A 15,567-nucleotide genomic window follows, 5' to 3' on the forward strand; every position below is an offset into this window, starting at 1 on the left:
CCCGTTGGAGTCCCTTCGTTCGAAGGGCGGGTGAGTGGGAAAGGCGCGCCGCAGGCGCCGGGGGAGGAGATGCGCGGCGCCCCGGCGGCGGGAATAAACCGGAGTGCCTCTCCGGTTGGGCCTCTGCGGCAAGCAGATCGACCAGGGAGGCGGGCCGCATGGCCACCACGCACGACACCATCCGCGGCACCGCCGCCGGAACCGCACCGGTTCCGCTGTCCGTACTCGACCTCGCCACCGTCGGCACCGGCCTGACCGCCACCGACGCGCTCCGCACCAGCGCCGAGCTGGCCCGGAGCGCCGAGCGGCTGGGCTTTCACCGCTTCTGGGTCGCCGAGCACCACTCCATGCCCGGTGTCGCCAGCTCCTCCCCGGCCGTCATCCTCGCCTACCTCGCCGCGCACACCGACCGCATACGGCTCGGCTCCGGCGGAGTCATGCTTCCCAATCACGCCCCGCTCGTGATCGCCGAGCAGTTCGGCACGCTCGAAGCCATGGCCCCCGGCCGGATCGACCTCGGCCTCGGCCGTGCCCCCGGCACGGACGGCGCCACCGCGGCCGCCCTCCGCCGCACCGACAGGCTGGAGGAGGGTGCCGACGAGTTTCCGCAGCAGCTGGCCGAGTTGATCCGGTTCCTGGACGACGACTTCCCGGACGGCCACCCGTACCGCCGTATCCATGCGGTGCCCGGGCCCATCCAGGCCACCGCCCCCGGCGGGGTGCAGTCACCCGCCCGGCCGCCCGTCTGGCTGCTCGGCTCCAGCGGCTTCAGCGCCAGGCTCGCCGGGATGCTCGGCCTGCCGTTCGCCTTCGCCCACCACTTTTCCGCCGCCAACACGATCCCCGCGCTCGACCTCTACCGAGAGTCTTTCCGGGCTTCGGCCGTGCTCCAGGAGCCGTACGCGCTGATCGGCGTCTCCGCGCTGGCGTCGGAGGACGAGAAGGAGGCCCGCCGCCAGGTGCTGACGGGCGCCCTGTCGATGGTGCGGCTGCGCACCGGGCGGCCCGGCCTGATCCCCTCCCCCGAGGAGGCGGAGGCGTATGAGTTCAGCCCGGTGGAGCGGGAGTTCGTCGACAGCTGGCTGTCGAATGTCGTGCACGGCACAGCGGAGGAGGTCCGTGACGGTCTCGACGCCCTGGCCAAGCGCACCGGCGCCGACGAGCTGATGATCACGGCCAACACGCACACCCCCGCAGCGCGCCTGCGCTCGTACGAGCTGATAGCCGAGGCGTACGGGTTGCCGGGCTCCGGGGCCCGTTGATCCGGGCCAGTTGAACGGGCCCATTGATCAGGACCTGTCGGTCGGGACCTGTGGGTCGGGACCTGTGGGTCGGGATCTGTCGGTCGGGGCCCGTTGGTCGGGGCCCGTTGCTCCGGGCCGTTGGTCCCGTTGCCCCTCGAGCTCTTCGGCCGCTTCATCCCGCGAAGGAAAGCCCGTTGACGCGGCGAGTCCCGCTCAGCCTCCGCCGAGCAGTGCGGAGATCCGGTCCGCCGGCACCGGCCGGGAGTAGAACCAGCCCTGGCCGGTGTCGCAGCCGATGTGCCGCAGCCGTTCCGCCTGGCCGGCGCTCTCCACGCACTCCGCGGTGACCGTCAGGTCCAGACGGTGTGCGAGCTGCACCATGGCCTCGACGATCGTCTCGTCCGCCGGGTTGGGGTGCTCCTCGTCCTGGAAGCCGCGGACGAACGAGCCGTCGAGCTTGAGCACCGACACCGGGAGCCGGCTGAGATAGGCGAGGTTGGAGTAGCCCGTCCCGAAGTCGTCGATCGCGATCGAAACGCCCATATCGCTGAGGGCCTGGAGGGCCTGCAGCGGGCGGCCCGCGGACCCCATCACCGCCGACTCGGTCAGCTCCAGCTGCAGCAGCTCGGGCGGCAGCCCGGTCTCCTCCAGGATTCCGGCCACGTCCGCCACCAGGTCCGAGTCCCACACCTGCCGTACCGCGACGTTGACGCTGACGAAGACCGGTGGTGCCTCCGGGTGCTCGAGCTGCCAGCACCGCGCCTGGCGGCAGGCGTTCGCCAGCACCCAGCGGCCGAGTTCGACGATCGAGCCGTCCTCCTCCGCCAAGCCGATGAACCGGTTCGGTGCCAACGTGCCGAACTGCGGATGCCGCCACCGTACGAGCGCCTCGACGCCCCGCACGGCCCCGTCGCCCAGCCCGACCAGGGGCTGGTACTCCAGCGTGAACTCCCCGCGCTCCACCGCGGGCCGCAGCGTGCTCGACAGCGCCTGGCGGGTCATCCGGTGGGCGTTGCGCTCGGGGTCGAAGAGCGTCCAGCGGGCCTTCCCGTCGGCCTTCGCCCAGTACAGCGTGGTGTCGGCGGCCTGCATCAGCCCGGTCGCCGTTGTCCCGGCGACCGCACGTTCCACCACGCCGATGCTCGCCGAGAGCGACAGCCGCTGCCCGGCGAGGTCGAACGGCCGCTGCAGCGAGGCCAGTACGGCACGGGCCAGCGCCGCCACCTGCTCCGTACCGGTGGAGTCCTCCACCAGCACGGCGAACTCGTCGCCGCCGAGCCGCGCCACCAGATGGCCGCCCGGCCCCCCGTACCCCGTATGGTCCGCGCACTGGACCAGGCGCTGGGCTACGGCGCTCAGCAGCTCGTCGCCCACGCGGTGCCCGAGCGTGTCGTTGACCGCCTTGAAGCCGTCGAGGTCGAGATAGCAGAGCCCGATCCGGCCGGTGGTGCCCCCGCGGTCGTACGCGTCGGGGCCGAGCGCCGCTGCGAGCCGCTCGAAGAAGAGCGCCCGGTTGGGCAGCCGCGTCACCGGATCGTGCATCTGCAGATGGCGCAGCCTGGCCTGAAGGTCGCGCCGGTCGCTGATGTCCGCGACCGACAGCAGCGCACTGCCGCTGTCCGGGAGGGGCGCGACCGTGACCTCCGTCCACAGAGACTGGCCGTCCGGGCCCTTGAGACGGCGTGTGCAGCGGAGGGGTTCGGCGCGCCCGCGCAGCACCTCGCCGTACGCGGTCCAGGTACGGGAGTCGTGACAGAGGTCGACGAGGTCGGCGGCGGCCTCGTCGGCGAGCCGGGCCGGATCGGTACCCAGCAGCGCCGCGAGCGCGTGGTTGGCGCTGACCACCCGGCCGTCGCGGCCGACCACGGCCATGGCGAGCCGCGCGGCGTTGAACGCTGCCTGGATGTCACGGGCCCGGGCTTCGCTAGCCCGGGCTCCACGGGCCTCAGCCTCACGGGACCGGGTCTCAACGGCCCGGGCCTCACGGGCCGGCGAGTCACGTGCCCCGGTCTCACGTGTTCCGGCCTCACGTGTTCCGGTCTCACCAGCCCGGGCCTCGTGGGCCGGCGAGTCACGGGCTCCGGCGGCCGGGTCCGCGAGCCGACGGCGGCGCATCTGGCTACGCTCCGTGATCATCGGCGGCGTGATGCCAGGTCCGTGGACCGGTCCGTCGGGGGATTCGCTCACCGGTCGCTCCCGCAAGTGCACTCGTCACGTACAGATTCGTGAGGTGGTCCGGCCGTCGGCGAACGACCGCCCATGGAGGAATCCGCGCTGGAAATGTGGCGATCATAGAGGCCTTCGAGACGGCCCTTCCAGTAGCTCCGTCCGTGACGCCGGGCACCCGTGACGACCGGTCGATCGTTTCTGCACTCCTCCTGCGCGACCCTGATGCAGCGCTGACCGCCAGTGACTTTCTGTTATGTATGAACATGCTCGTGCGGCTCACTCGACCGGGCCACCGGAACAGGGCACCAGTGGACAAAAACCCACAAAGTGGATGAGGTGTCCCGATTCCAGCCGGGAGGTCGACGTGCCGCGTCCGCAGACACCCGGGCGAGTGGACCGGTCGCGGCTGCGTACCTTCGCCGCCGCCTTCACCTCCCTCACCGCGGTGATCGCCACGTCGCTCGTCGCGGGTCCGGCCACCGCGGTCAGCGCCGCGGGCCCCTGCGCACTGGCGCGCACCGACGATCACCACTCCGAGGGCGTCGACACCTGGAACAGCGCCTATCCGCGGCCCCTGCACAGGCTCCACGCGGTCATGGTCTTCCTGTCCTTCCCCGACTCGAAGCCGCAGGTGGCCCCGGATGACCTGGCCGCCGACTACTTCCCCGACACCTCCCGCTTCTTCGCGCGCGCCTCGTACGGGCGGTTCAGGCTGGATACCGACCCGGTGCGCGCCTGGGTCCGGATGCCGGAGACCTCGACCTCGTACGGGATACAGCGCGACTGGGACCCGAAGCGGCGCTCCGACTATCTGCGCGACGCCATCGGGGCGGCCGACCGCCGGGTGAACTTCGCCCGGTACGACGTCGTGTATCTGGTCGCGGACCCGGACGCGCCGGGTGTCGACTCCGACGCGACGAAGGTCGTCAACTTCGAGCAGCCGCTCCGGGCCGACGGCACCCAGCTGCGCCGGGTCGTCACCGTCTTCGAGGAGCACCCGCCCGACCGCAATGTCCTCGCCCACGAGACCGGGCACGTCTTCGACCTGCCCGACCTCTACCACCGGCCCAGGGACGGCAAGAGTGACTGGGACACGTACGTGGGCGACTGGGACCTCATGGGCAGCCAGTTCGGGCTCGCGCCAGAGCCCCTCGGCTGGCACAAGTGGAAGCTGGGCTGGCTGAACCGCGGCCAGGTCGGCTGCGTGGAGAAGAGCGGTACGAGCGTGCACAGCCTGGATGCGCTCGCCGCCCCGCCCCGCCGGGGCTCGGACGGCGGCACCCGGCTGCTGGTGATCCGCACGGGCGCGGCGACGGCGATCGCGGCCGAGGTCCGCGAGGCGCACGGCAACGACAGCGAGACCTGCACGGAGGGTGTCCTGGTCTACCGGGTGCGCAGCGGGGTGGCCTCGGGCGGCGGACCGGTCGAGATCCTCGACGGGCACCCGAGGTCCGCTGCCTGCCCGGCCGCCTCGGTCTTCCCGCCGCTGGCGGACGCGCCGCTGGGGGTGGGGGAGCGGCTGACCGACCGGGACAGCGGGGTGGCGGTGGAGGTGCTGGGCACAGACGAGGGCGGGCGCTGGACGGTACGGGCCACCCTGCCGTGAGGGGCGCGCCTGATCGCGTACGAGCCGGGCACGTGAAGGCCGCGGACATGACGAAGGGCTCCCTCGCAGAGCGAGAAAGCCCAGGTCAACGGTGGAACCGTAAGTGCGCCGCCAGGGACTCGAACCCCGGACCCGCTGATTAAGAGTCAGCTGCTCTAACCAACTGAGCTAGCGGCGCCCGACGTGGAAGACATTAGCATCCTGGTCCGGCGGAAAGAAAATCGATAATTTCCGGGGTCCGCGGAGGCCGCTCAGGGGCCTGAGCGGGGCCTCAGCCGGCCACCGGGGCGTCGCCGCGCACGGCCTGGACGCAGGCCCAGAGCATGACTTCGGTGCCCGGCAGCCACGGGTGCCGCACGTCGGGGGCGACCAGCCAGCGCGAGCCGTTCCCCGCCGTCTCGCCGCCCGAAGGGGGCGGGCTCACGGGCGGCACGGTCACCGCGTCCCCTGCGCCATGGCACAGGAGCGGTGGCACCACGTCGCTCCACCTTCCCCCTGACTTCGCCGCGGGCCCCACCCAGTCGAGCTGCGCGGGGAGCCGGTGGGCGGTGCCGGGCGCGGCGAAGAGCAGCATCCGGCCGCGGTGCGCCGCCACCGGTCCCGACCCGGGGCCCTCGGACCACAGGCGGTCCAGCATCCGGCGGCCGAAGACGGCGGGGGCGTTGATCACGTCGAATGCGGTGCCACAGGGCAGTACGACGGGGGCGGTGGGGCGAGCGGACCAGAGGGCGAGCGTGCTGCGGGGGAACGGGCCCGCCGAGGCGAGCCAGTCGGCTCCGGCGGGCGTGACCCCGTCCGCGGTGCCCTGCGGCTGGGCGGTGCCTACGGTCCTCTGGGCGCGTACGGCACTCCGGCCGCATCTGGCGCTCTCGGCGCCTACGGCGCCGAGGACGTCGAGGCGGTGGTGGGTGTCGAGGCGGTGCCGGGTATCGAGGTGCCGGGTGTCCCGCTGCCAATCGCTCATGGCATACACACCTACGCGGAGGAACGGTTCCGCTCCCGGCTTTGCTGGAAATCCGGACACAGCGGGACGTGGAGGCGTACTGTGTCCCGGCACTCGGCGTGTGGGGTCACGCACTCAGCGCGGGGGTAGGTGGCCGCGTCGCGGACGCCGTCGCCGCTACTCGGCGGCCAGGCCGCCGCCCTCCAGCAGATCGCGGCCGAACTCGATCATCTTCCGGGCGTAGTCCTCGCTCCAGTCCGCGCGCTCCGCGATCACGGCGGGGGAGAGCCGGTCGAACCGCTTGGGGTCGGCGAGCTGGGCGGCGGCGATGGCCTGGAACTCCGTCGCGCGGTCGGCGGCCTCCTGGAACGCCACCGCCAGCTCCGTGGACCTGGCCAGCAGTTCGCCCGGATCCTCCATCGACTCCAGGTCGAAGAAGTGCTCCTCGTCCTCCAGGGCCTCCGGGGGCTCGAACAGCAGCGCCGCGGGCCGCAGCCGTCGCTGCGCGTCGTCCGCCCGATGATGAGCCGGCCGCGGCTCCGACATTGATCTACCTCCGACGCTCTTCCTCGATCGATCGATCGCTTCACATGGCCTGTGCCCATGAGCTCAGGCTCCCGCCGCCCTCTATTGTCCCGCGCTTGGCAAGTGCGGGGCGGAAGAAGGCCACCGGTTGGTTCCCTTCGGCCTCAGCACCGCGGTCCTCAGCACCGCGGTCCTCAGCACCGCGGTCCTCAGCACCGCGGTCCTCGGCACCGCGGCCCTCACCCCGGGGACTGCCCGCCGGGCCATGGCACTCGGTGTTCCGCGAGGTGCGAGAACACCGCGTGGTTCGCCTCCCAGCCATCCGGAAATTTCACCGTCACCCCCAGCTGCACCGGTTCCGTCGACGGATGCTCGTCCAGTAGCTCGGCCACCCCCGCCCGGCACACCACGACGCACGCGTGCCGGTGTCGAGACGCCAGTACGCACAGCCTGCCCGTCTCGAGATGGAAGGCCGTCGCATCCGGTCGCCCCGACAGCGGGTGCAGCACCACTGTCACATCGAACTCCCGGCCCTGCAGCCGGTTCGCCGTGTCCACCGCCACTCCCGAGACCCCCAGCTCCGCGAGCGCGGCCCGCACGGCCGCCGCCTGGTCGCGGTGCGCCGTACCGACCGCGATCCGGTCGGCGGTCAGCGGTACGGGCTGCTCGGCGAGCTCGCTGGTCGCCGCGCCGCCCCGGTCCAGCAGCCGCCGCACCACCAGCGCCACGGCCCGTACCGCCTCCGGGTCCGTGCGCGGCGTGCGCCGCGCGGGCAGCTCCAGAAGGCCCCAGCCCGACTCGGCCGCCTCGTCCAGCACCCGGTCGGCCGCCGAGCCGTCCGACGGCACGCCGAACGACAGCCGCCGGTCGCCGTGGTCCGTACCGCTGCGGAACGGCGTGTAGGGATAGAAGGCGTCCGAGATGAGCGGCGCGGCCGAGGCGGGCAGCCGCCACGACACGGGCAGGCGGTGCTGCGGCAGATCCGGGTTGTGGGCCAGCAGTGTGCTCACGGCGCTCGCCGACGGGTCGTACGACAGGCCCGCCCACTGCTCGGCGCCCACCACGCTGAACGGGTCCAGCTGGCCCGGGTCGCCGACGAACAGCGCCCGCTCGAACAGGCCCGCTACGGCCAGCAGGGCGTCCGACCGCATCTGGTACGCCTCGTCGACGATCGCGTGCCGCCACGGCTCGACTGCCTTGGTGTGGGCCCACTTGGCGGCGGTCGAGATGACGATCTCGAGCCCCGCCAGGTCGGCGGCCTTCGCGGACTTGACGACGGAGGGGTGCTGGTCGAGAACCGGGTCGTACGGGTGCGGCTCGCTGCTGTGCAGCCTGCCCACGGGGAGGTCGGGGTCGGCCGTCGCGAGCCGGTCGGCGAGATCGTCCACCTGCGCGTTCGTCTGCGCCACGATCATCAGCGGGCGCCCGGCGGCGGCCAGCTCGCGGGCCGCCCGCACGACGAGGGTCGACTTGCCCGCACCGGGCGGCGAGTCCACGACGACGCCGCGGTGCGTGCCGTGCAGCGTGTCGTGCAGGATCGCGTCCGTCGCGCGCGCCGCGGCGGCTCCGGGATCGAATTCGGGCGCCGCCGGGATGCTGTCCCCCGTCACCGCGCACCCTCCGCGGGAGCGGCCGCTCGGACGCGCGCGTGGGCCTGCCGGGGCGCGGCAGACGGGCTCTGCTCGGGGGAGGTGCCGCGGGCGGCGGACGGGCGGCGGGCGGCGGACGGGCCGTGAACGGCGCGCGGGCGGCGGACGGCGCGCGGGCCGCGGACGGCGCGCGGGGACGGGGACGGGTATGGGTATGGGGCGGCGGGGCCCGGCTCGATCCGGATCGCGGGCCGCGGCCCCAGGGGCGGCCGAGTACCGGTCACAGGTAGTCCTCCGAGGTCACGGGGTCAGGGCGGTCGGCGGCGGCTTCCGCGCCGGAGGAGGCGGCTGGTGGGCCGCCGTGTGTCCAAGGGGTCTCCTCCGGGTCCGGCAACTCGGGGCCGCCGCGGGGGGCGTGCTCGAACAGCGTCCAGCACACGCGGTCGCCCTCCTCCGGCACCGAGCCCGGCACCGGGACCTTGCCCCGCCCCATCCCGCCGGTCAGACGCACCACAAGCGCGCCCGGCTCGTACGACACGAACTCCGCCGTCTGCGTCTTGCCGTCCGCCAGCGCGCGGTACACCTTCGCGGACTCGGCCAGATGCGGCCGGTCGTCCGTGCGGACGGTGACGAGGGGGCGGGGGCGCGGCACCTTGGCCTCGCTGTACGCCATGACCACCTCGGTCACCGCGCCCGCGAACGCCTCGCCCGCCAGCCGCCGCCCCGCCATGATCAGCGGGTCGTCCAGCGCCTCCTGCGCGTCGAGCAGCGCCTGCGCCGTCTCCCGCGCCGCCAGCTTCTGCGCGGCGGTGACCGCGTCGTCCCGCTTCGGCTGCGGTGGTTCACCGGCGCGTACGCGATCGCGGTGGCCGGTGTACGACCAGCGGTCCCGCTTCCAGCGGTCGGGCACGCGGGCGCCTTCCGGGAGCGCGCGCAGCAGGTCCACGCCGCGCCACAGGGCGTCCCAGGTGGGGCGCAGCTGGGAGGCGACGAGCTGCCGGATCTCCGCCTCCGCGCGGGCGCGGCTGTTGGGTTGGTTTGCGCTGGGTTGGGCAGCGTTGGGTCTCTCGGTGTTCGGTTGGTCGGTGTTCGGTTGGCCGGTGTTGGGTTGGTAGCTGTTCGGTTGGTCCGCGTGCGGTCGGTCCGTATTGGGTTGGTCGGCTCTCTGCTCGTCCGCCGCGCGTGCCGCGTCGTAGCGGGCCATGGCCGGTGCCAGCCGCTTGTTGTCGAAGACCGGGTCGGTCGCGGGACCGGCGGGCGGGCACAGCAGCAGCCCGTCGGGGCCGCGCTCCAGCTCGGCGCGCAGGGCCGCGTCCGCGCCCGACTCCCCGTCCGGCGGGTCGATCCAGGCGAGGAGCGCGCCCAGGTGCTGGTCCTCCAGATCGCTCTGCCCGGTCGCCCAGTGGCGGGACAGCAGCTCGGTCATGGACAGCAGCAGCGAGGACCCGGGGACGCGGGACCGCTCGCCGTAGTGCGTCAGCCAGCGGCCGAGCAGCGGCACGCGCGCGGGGGCCGGATACGGGGTGTCCGGGTCCTGCTCGGCGGTGCGGCGGAACCGCATCGACCGGCCCAGCAGCCGTACGAACTCCACGCCTGCGGAGCTCGGGACCAGCAGCTGCGGCGCGTCCGAGCACAGCTCGACCTCGACCGGCACCTTCTTGCCGGTCTCCGGGTCGGTCTCCTTGCGCTCCGCGGTCTCGACGCCGTCCGCGTACGACTCGAGGTACGGCAGCACGGCCTCCGCCAGCTCGGCGAGGAAGGCGAACCGCAGGTCGCGGTCGCGCGGTTGGGGCACGACGAGCAGCCGCGGGGCGTCCCGCTCGGTGCCGACGAGCGCGCCGAGCGGGGCACCCGCCTCACCGGCGGTCGTCAGCGGCGCGAACGCGAGGGGCCGGGCGGACACATGGCGGTGCCGCACGGTCGCCTTCGGCTGCGCCCGCCCGGCCTGCACGGCCTCGAGCTGGGCCAGTGTCGTGATCAGCGACATGCGACCTCCGGTCGGGGAGGACGGTACGTGGCGCGCGGGGCCGGGGCGTGCCCGCCGCCCCGCCTTGCGCCGCCCCCTGCCCGGTACCACGAAGGCACGCGCCTCGCGCACCACCGAGCGCAGGGCGCCTCGCACCGCCGCCGCTCCTTGGGCGCGGTGCCTGCGGCGCAGCGGGCGCCGAGTGCCTCGCACAGCCGCGGCGCCTTCGGCGCGGCACTTCCCACCCGCCCGCCCTCAAAAGGGCGCGCAGCGCCCGAAGAAGAAGGCTGGACGGGCGGAACCCCGCGACGTTCGGTGGCGCACTGGCGCCGGGATGTCAGCGCCACGGCGCGCCTCCCCGGTCGGCGCCGGACGCAGCCAGCGCCTCGGCGCGGAGCGCCGCCGCGCGGCGGAGAGCGTCGACGGCGGGATCGCCGCTCGTCACGACGCCCGAGACCCTGGCGCCCGAAGTTTCGGCGCCTTGAGCCCCGGTGTTCGAGGGTCCGGGGCCCGCAGTCGTGGTGCCGGGAGTGCCGGTGGTCGAAGTCCCGGCGTCCGGAGAATCGGTGTCCAAGGGCTCGGCGGCGGCAGCAGTGGTGCCGGGGTTCACAACTGCGGGGCCGGACGCCGCGGCGTCCGGGACCTCCGGGGTCTCCGGGCTGCACGGGTCGCCCTCCCTCAGGGCTGCTGTGAGGGCCGATTCCACCGTTGTGAGGGTGCCGAGTTCGCCGCGGGCTCCGCGGCCCAGCGCTTCGACCGCGCCCGCCGCGCGGGCCTGGGCTCGGCAGTGGAAGGCGAGTTCGCAGGCGGCCAGGCAGTCGGGTGTGTACGCCGCCGCGACCGACTCGACGGCCGCCGCCAGCTCCTCCGCGGGGCGGGTCGGCGTTCTGCCGTCGTCGGACAGACGGAGATCGAACGTGGTGCCTTCGGGCAGCGCGGCGGCGATCTCCTCGATACGGGTGAGCCGCGCCAGCTGGCGCCTGGTGACGGCCAGTTGCTTGCGTACGTCCACCGGCTCCGCCGTGGGCAGATTGGAGAAGTCCTTGGGGCAGACCAGCAGCACGGTGTGCCATACGCGAGCGTCGTCGGCCGACTCGACCACCGCCGAGGCCAGGCGCTCGAGCGCCAGGACGTATACGGCCGCCTGCCGGGCGGCCGCGCCCACCTTGGCCGCGTCGGCCGAACCGTCCACCACCGGGAAGGACTTGACCTCCACGACCGTCCAGCTGCCGTCCGGGTGCACCGCCACCGCGTCCGGCTCCAGATAGGCGGGCGAGCCCGCCACCTCGAGCACCACCATGGGGTGGAACAGCAGCGACCATCGCCCTGCTGCCGTCGCCTCCTCCAGGGCGAGGCGCGTACGGGCCGCCCGCCCCTCGGGGCCCGCGGCCGACAGGTCGGGGACGGACACCTCCCCGGCGGGATCCGCGCCCGCGCCGAGGCGTTCGTGCAGCAGCCGCATCAGCTCCGCGCCGCCGTCCGCCTGGATCCGCGCCTCGAAGGCGTTGCCGCGCACGAAGGCGAACTGCGACTGGCCGAAAGTGGCGGGCGTGCCCAGCGCACGCGCGAGCGCCGCCTTGTCCACCCCGGCGCCGTCCAGCAGCGCGCGGCGGCGGCAGCCGGGGTTGGCGGCGAGCGCGGCGAGGGCGCGGGCGTCCAGCGCGTGCGGTGGCGCGGTGGGCCCGCGCAGCTCAGCGAGCCGCTGCCGGAGCGCCGTCGTCGGCCGCGGCAGGGCGCGCGGTGGCAGCGCTGCCGACGACGGTGGCGGCGGTGTCGTCGGGGTGGCCGCCACGGCCCGGCTGTCGAGGGATCCGTTCACCCGCCGAAGTCTCGCATCCGTCACTGACAATCGGGGCGGTTCCGGTGCCGACAGGGAATTCGGCCAAGGATTCGGCCAGGGGTTCGGCCAGGGGTTCGGCCGGGGATTCCGTCATGGAGTCGGCCGGGGATCCCGTCGGAGCGGAGGAACGTTTGCCCACGCGGTCGCGGACTCCGTCGGCGAGCCGCAGCGCAGGGCGCGCCAGGGCCAGACCCAGCCCCATGACCGCCGCACCGGCGGCCGCGTCGAGGAAGTAGTGGTTCGCGGTGCCCATCACCACCACGGTGGTGACCAGCGGATACGCGACACCGGCCACCTTGGCGGGCCGCCCCCGCCCGCACCGCCAGAGCATCACTCCGCACCACAGCGACCACCCCACATGCAGGCTCGGCATCGCCGCGTACTGGTTGGTCAGCCCGCCGAGCCCGCGCGGCGCGCTCGCCTCACCGCCCCACCAGCCGTACGAGCCGTACTGCGACATCGTGTCCACGAAGCCGTGGCCGGCGGCGAGCAGCCGGGGCGGGCAGGTCGGGAGAAGGGTGAAGCCGACCAGCCCTATGAGGGTCGAGACCAGCAGCCAGGTACGGGCTATTCGGTAGTGCGACGGGCGGCGCTTCCACAGCCAGACGAGGATCGCCGGGGTGACGAGGTAATGCAGCGAGGCGTACGCGAAGTCGGCGGGTATGCCGAGTGCCGCGTGCTCGGTGAAGAGCCGGTTGAGCGGATGCTCCGCGTTGATGTGCAGCAGTTTCTCGACGCGCAGGATGGCCAGTCCGTGGTCGACGGCCGTCGAGACGTCGCCGCGCGCCATCAGCCGCCCCGCCGAGTACGCGGCGTACACCACGACGATCAGCGGCAGCTCGGTCCACCAGCGGGGACGGCTGCCGCGTGCTCTTCCGGTGCGTGGCGCGGGCGCGGTCTGGGGCATCCGGACGCTCTCCAATTGTTCAGGCGGCCAGTATGGCGCGCATCAACCGTACGGTGTATGTCGATTCCGCCACACACCGGCCCCCGGTTGCTTTCGCAGCGTCGCGTTCGCCTGCCGTTCGGCCCCCGTTGGCGGATGCCCGAGCAAGAAGACGCGGAGATCGCCCGCCGGGTTGACCGCCGAGTACGTGAGCGATGATGGAATACGGCGCCACAAACGCCGCATACGCGTCATCGCAGAGCACACGACGGCACCATCCGGCTCAGGTCAGCTCAGCTCGGCTCGGCTGAGCCCCCGTTCAGTGAGAGGTCTCCCATGGCACCGCGCATCCTGCTGGCCCGTCACGGACAGACGGAATGGTCGCTGTCCGGCAGGCACACCGGACGTACCGACGTCCCGCTGCTGGACGAGGGCAGGCGGGGCGCCAAGCTCCTGGGCGAGCGGCTGCACCGGGCGCCGTTCGGCGGGCTGCCGGACGCCGAGATCCGTACGAGCCCGCTGTCGCGGGCCTCGGAAACCTGCGGTCTGGCCGGATTCGGAGACCGCGCGGAGTCGTGGGACGTGCTGATGGAGTGGGACTACGGCGCGTACGAGGGCCTGACGCAGGCCCAGATCCAGGCCCAGCGGCCGGGCTGGTTCATCTGGCGCGACGGGGTGCCGGAGGGCGAGACGCTCGACCAGCTCGCGCGGCGTGCGGACGCGGTGGTGGAGTGGGCGCGCTCGGCGGACCGCGATGTGCTGGTCTTCGCGCACGGGCACATCCTGCGGGTGCTGGCGGCGCGCTGGCTCGGCCGGCACGCGTCGTTCGCGGCGCGCATCAAGCTGGACCCGGCCTCGCTGTCGGTCCTGGGTTGGGCGTACGGGGAGACGGCGCTGGAGTGCTGGAACGACCTGGGCCACATCGACCTCGCCGGACCGGCAACTCCGCGCTGACGTGCCCAAGCCCGCCTCCCCACGGCGTGTCCGGCAGATCATGGCCCCTGAGGCGGGCCCCTTCCCCGCCCGTAATCCAGGGTTTCGCCCATGGTCCTGGGGGCAGAGCCCTGGTTCGGGGAAGGGACGCGCGCGCGGAGCCTCGCTATGGGCCGCGGGGCAGCGCGCTCCGTACACCTCGTGCCGCACGGCCCTGACTTCGCTCAACGCCAGGTCGGCGAGGGGCGGTTCCTCTCCCCGCGGGACGGCCGGAGCACGCGGGGAAGGGTCCCCTGATGCGCTCTCACATCACGCCCCCCGGCCCGGCGCCCGCGCGGCTTCGGTCCCCACCCGCCCGCTGCAATGCGGGAAAGGTCGGCGCATCGGCGCCGCCAAGACTGGGTGCGTCAGGTGTCGCGGGCGGCGTGGAGGTCGAGGAAGTCGGCCACCGGCGGGGAGCCGTCGTGGCGGCGGAGGAGAGCCGCCGTGCTGTCCAGCATCGCGCGGATGCGGGACGACTGGACTTCGTCCAGCAGCCGCAGTACGCGCTGACCCGCGTGCGCCGCTTCATCCGGAGCCCCGCTCCGCGCGAGGTTTCCCGCCAACTCCGCGGTGAACAGCGCCGTGTTGCGCGCGAAGTGAGGATCCTGCAGCGCCACCGCGCGGCGCGCGTGGTCCGCCGCGCGCCCCCACTGCCCGAGTGCCGACCAGCACTGCGCTTCGAGCCCCTCCAGTTCGGCCTCGCCGTAGAAGGACATCCACTCCGGATCGGCGTCCGAGGGCCCGCGCCCGAACAGCGTATGGGCGCGCAGCAGCGCTTCCTCGCACTCCTTGCGGTCGCCGAGGCCCGCCCTGCCCCCGGCCTCGCGCAGGGCGAGGAGCGACAGCAGCCGGGGCGACGACAGGTGCCGGGCGGCGCGCTGCGCGGCCTGGGCGGCACGTACGGCCTCGCGCGGGCGCCCCGCATCGCGCGCGAGGAAGGCCGTGTTGCAGAAGGCGTGGGCCTCCAGAGCCGGGTCGCTCGCGACGCGCGCCGTAGCGAGCGCCTCGCCGTAGTGCGAGCGGGCATCCGCGAAGCGGCCCGAGTCGTGGGCCAGCCAGCCCACGGAGACGGCGAGTTCACCGGCCCCGGCTTGCAGCCGGTCGGCCGTCGACTGGCGCTGGGTGCCCGCGTCGAGCAGCGCGTAGGCGGTGCGCAGCGGCTGGGCGGCCCGCCGGTAGAGGCCGTCGGCGCCGTGCCGGTCGTCGAGCAGCCGGATGCGCCGTACGGCCTCCTCGACGGCCGTCGCCTCGGACTCTCCGACGCGGCGCGGCGGGCGGGCGAAGCCCAGCCCCAGGGAATCGGCGCCCAGCCCCAGGGAGCCGGCCGCAAGGGCGGCCGGGCCGCCGGTCATGAATGCGCGACGCAGCACGTCGCTCTCCTCGTGAGTGGTGACAGGTGGATCGGGTTCGGTCCTGGCCGGGGGCACGGCGCCGCTCGCGCGCGCCCCCCGTCCGCGGACTTCTTCGCGCGGCGCGAAGCCCATGTCCGCGAGCGAGTGGTCCGGGAACATGTGCCGGAACACGCGCTCGTAGGCGTAGTTGGGGCAGCGGATCTCCCCGGACTCGACGCGCCCGATGTAGCGCGCGTCGCAGGCGACCTGCTCCCCGATGTCGCGGGCCGCACGGCGTACGGCCGCCGCGAACTCGCCCGGTGACAGCGGGCCGCGCAGCTGCCGGAAGGCCGTGTTCGGCCGCGGCGCGGGGCGCGCGGCGAAGCCCCGCGAGGACGATGACGAAGACGCTGACGGCGTCGCCATGGCCGAGCCCTCTCCCTGGCGGTGCTCCGCCCCCCGTAAGGGGCGGGGTTCAATTGCTGCCGGCCCT

At 73.6% G+C, this 15,567-nt stretch carries 11 protein-coding genes and 1 tRNA gene; 3 read left to right on the plus strand and 9 right to left on the minus strand.

Annotation, left to right across the window (positions count from 1 at the left end):
• The first annotated feature begins 158 nt into the window (after positions 1–158).
• A complete protein-coding gene (locus ACTWP8_RS16380) occupies positions 159–1,262 on the plus strand; it encodes an LLM class flavin-dependent oxidoreductase (RefSeq protein ID WP_443322895.1) in 1,104 nt (367 codons plus the stop codon).
• A 195-nt stretch (positions 1,263–1,457) separates the two neighbouring features.
• Here ACTWP8_RS16380 and ACTWP8_RS16385 read toward each other — a convergent pair whose 3' ends face one another.
• Positions 1,458–3,116 (minus strand): putative bifunctional diguanylate cyclase/phosphodiesterase, encoded by a 1,659-nt coding sequence (locus tag ACTWP8_RS16385; RefSeq protein WP_443322940.1) that lies wholly within the window; start codon positions 3,114–3,116, stop codon positions 1,458–1,460.
• A gap of 661 nt (positions 3,117–3,777) precedes the next feature.
• Here ACTWP8_RS16385 and ACTWP8_RS16390 point away from each other — a divergent pair.
• Entirely contained in the window at positions 3,778–5,019 is a 1,242-nt protein-coding gene (locus ACTWP8_RS16390) for a M6 family metalloprotease domain-containing protein (protein ID WP_443315294.1), read from the plus strand.
• A 104-nt stretch (positions 5,020–5,123) separates the two neighbouring features.
• Here the strand turns inward: ACTWP8_RS16390 and ACTWP8_RS16395 are convergent.
• From ACTWP8_RS16395 to ACTWP8_RS16425, 7 genes are all read right to left on the minus strand, one after another.
• Positions 5,124–5,197 (minus strand) — tRNA-Lys (locus tag ACTWP8_RS16395).
• A gap of 93 nt (positions 5,198–5,290) precedes the next feature.
• Positions 5,291–5,983: a bifunctional DNA primase/polymerase gene (locus tag ACTWP8_RS16400; protein WP_443322896.1), complete on the minus strand. Its 693-nt coding sequence runs from the start codon at positions 5,981–5,983 to the stop codon at positions 5,291–5,293.
• Positions 5,984–6,139: 156 nt separating this feature from the next.
• Positions 6,140–6,508, minus strand: a complete 369-nt coding sequence (locus tag ACTWP8_RS16405; protein ID WP_443322897.1) for a hypothetical protein — start codon at positions 6,506–6,508, stop codon at positions 6,140–6,142.
• 218 nt (positions 6,509–6,726) lie between these two features.
• Positions 6,727–8,097, minus strand: a complete 1,371-nt coding sequence (locus ACTWP8_RS16410; protein WP_443322898.1) for an AAA family ATPase — start codon at positions 8,095–8,097, stop codon at positions 6,727–6,729.
• 259 nt (positions 8,098–8,356) lie between these two features.
• Entirely contained in the window at positions 8,357–10,063 is a 1,707-nt protein-coding gene (locus ACTWP8_RS16415; RefSeq protein ID WP_443322941.1) for a hypothetical protein, read from the minus strand.
• A gap of 316 nt (positions 10,064–10,379) precedes the next feature.
• Positions 10,380–11,834 (minus strand): hypothetical protein, encoded by a 1,455-nt coding sequence (locus tag ACTWP8_RS16420; protein WP_443322942.1) that lies wholly within the window; start codon positions 11,832–11,834, stop codon positions 10,380–10,382.
• A complete protein-coding gene (locus ACTWP8_RS16425) occupies positions 11,734–12,789 on the minus strand; it encodes a phosphatase PAP2 family protein (RefSeq protein ID WP_443322899.1) in 1,056 nt (351 codons plus the stop codon). Before ACTWP8_RS16425 ends, ACTWP8_RS16420 begins: the two co-directional genes overlap by 101 nt.
• A gap of 315 nt (positions 12,790–13,104) precedes the next feature.
• On the opposite strand from ACTWP8_RS16425, the gene ACTWP8_RS16430 reads away from it, so the two are divergent.
• Positions 13,105–13,722, plus strand: a complete 618-nt coding sequence (locus ACTWP8_RS16430) for a histidine phosphatase family protein (RefSeq protein WP_443319365.1) — start codon at positions 13,105–13,107, stop codon at positions 13,720–13,722.
• A gap of 386 nt (positions 13,723–14,108) precedes the next feature.
• Here ACTWP8_RS16430 and ACTWP8_RS16435 read toward each other — a convergent pair whose 3' ends face one another.
• The gene (locus ACTWP8_RS16435; protein ID WP_443322900.1) at positions 14,109–15,500 is read right to left on the minus strand and encodes a tetratricopeptide repeat protein; all 1,392 of its coding nucleotides are present in this window, start codon (positions 15,498–15,500) and stop codon (positions 14,109–14,111) included.
• Positions 15,501–15,567: the final 67 nt, after the last annotated feature.

The organism is Streptomyces sp. 7N604, assembly GCF_052245475.1.
Classification (GTDB): domain Bacteria; phylum Actinomycetota; class Actinomycetes; order Streptomycetales; family Streptomycetaceae; genus Streptomyces.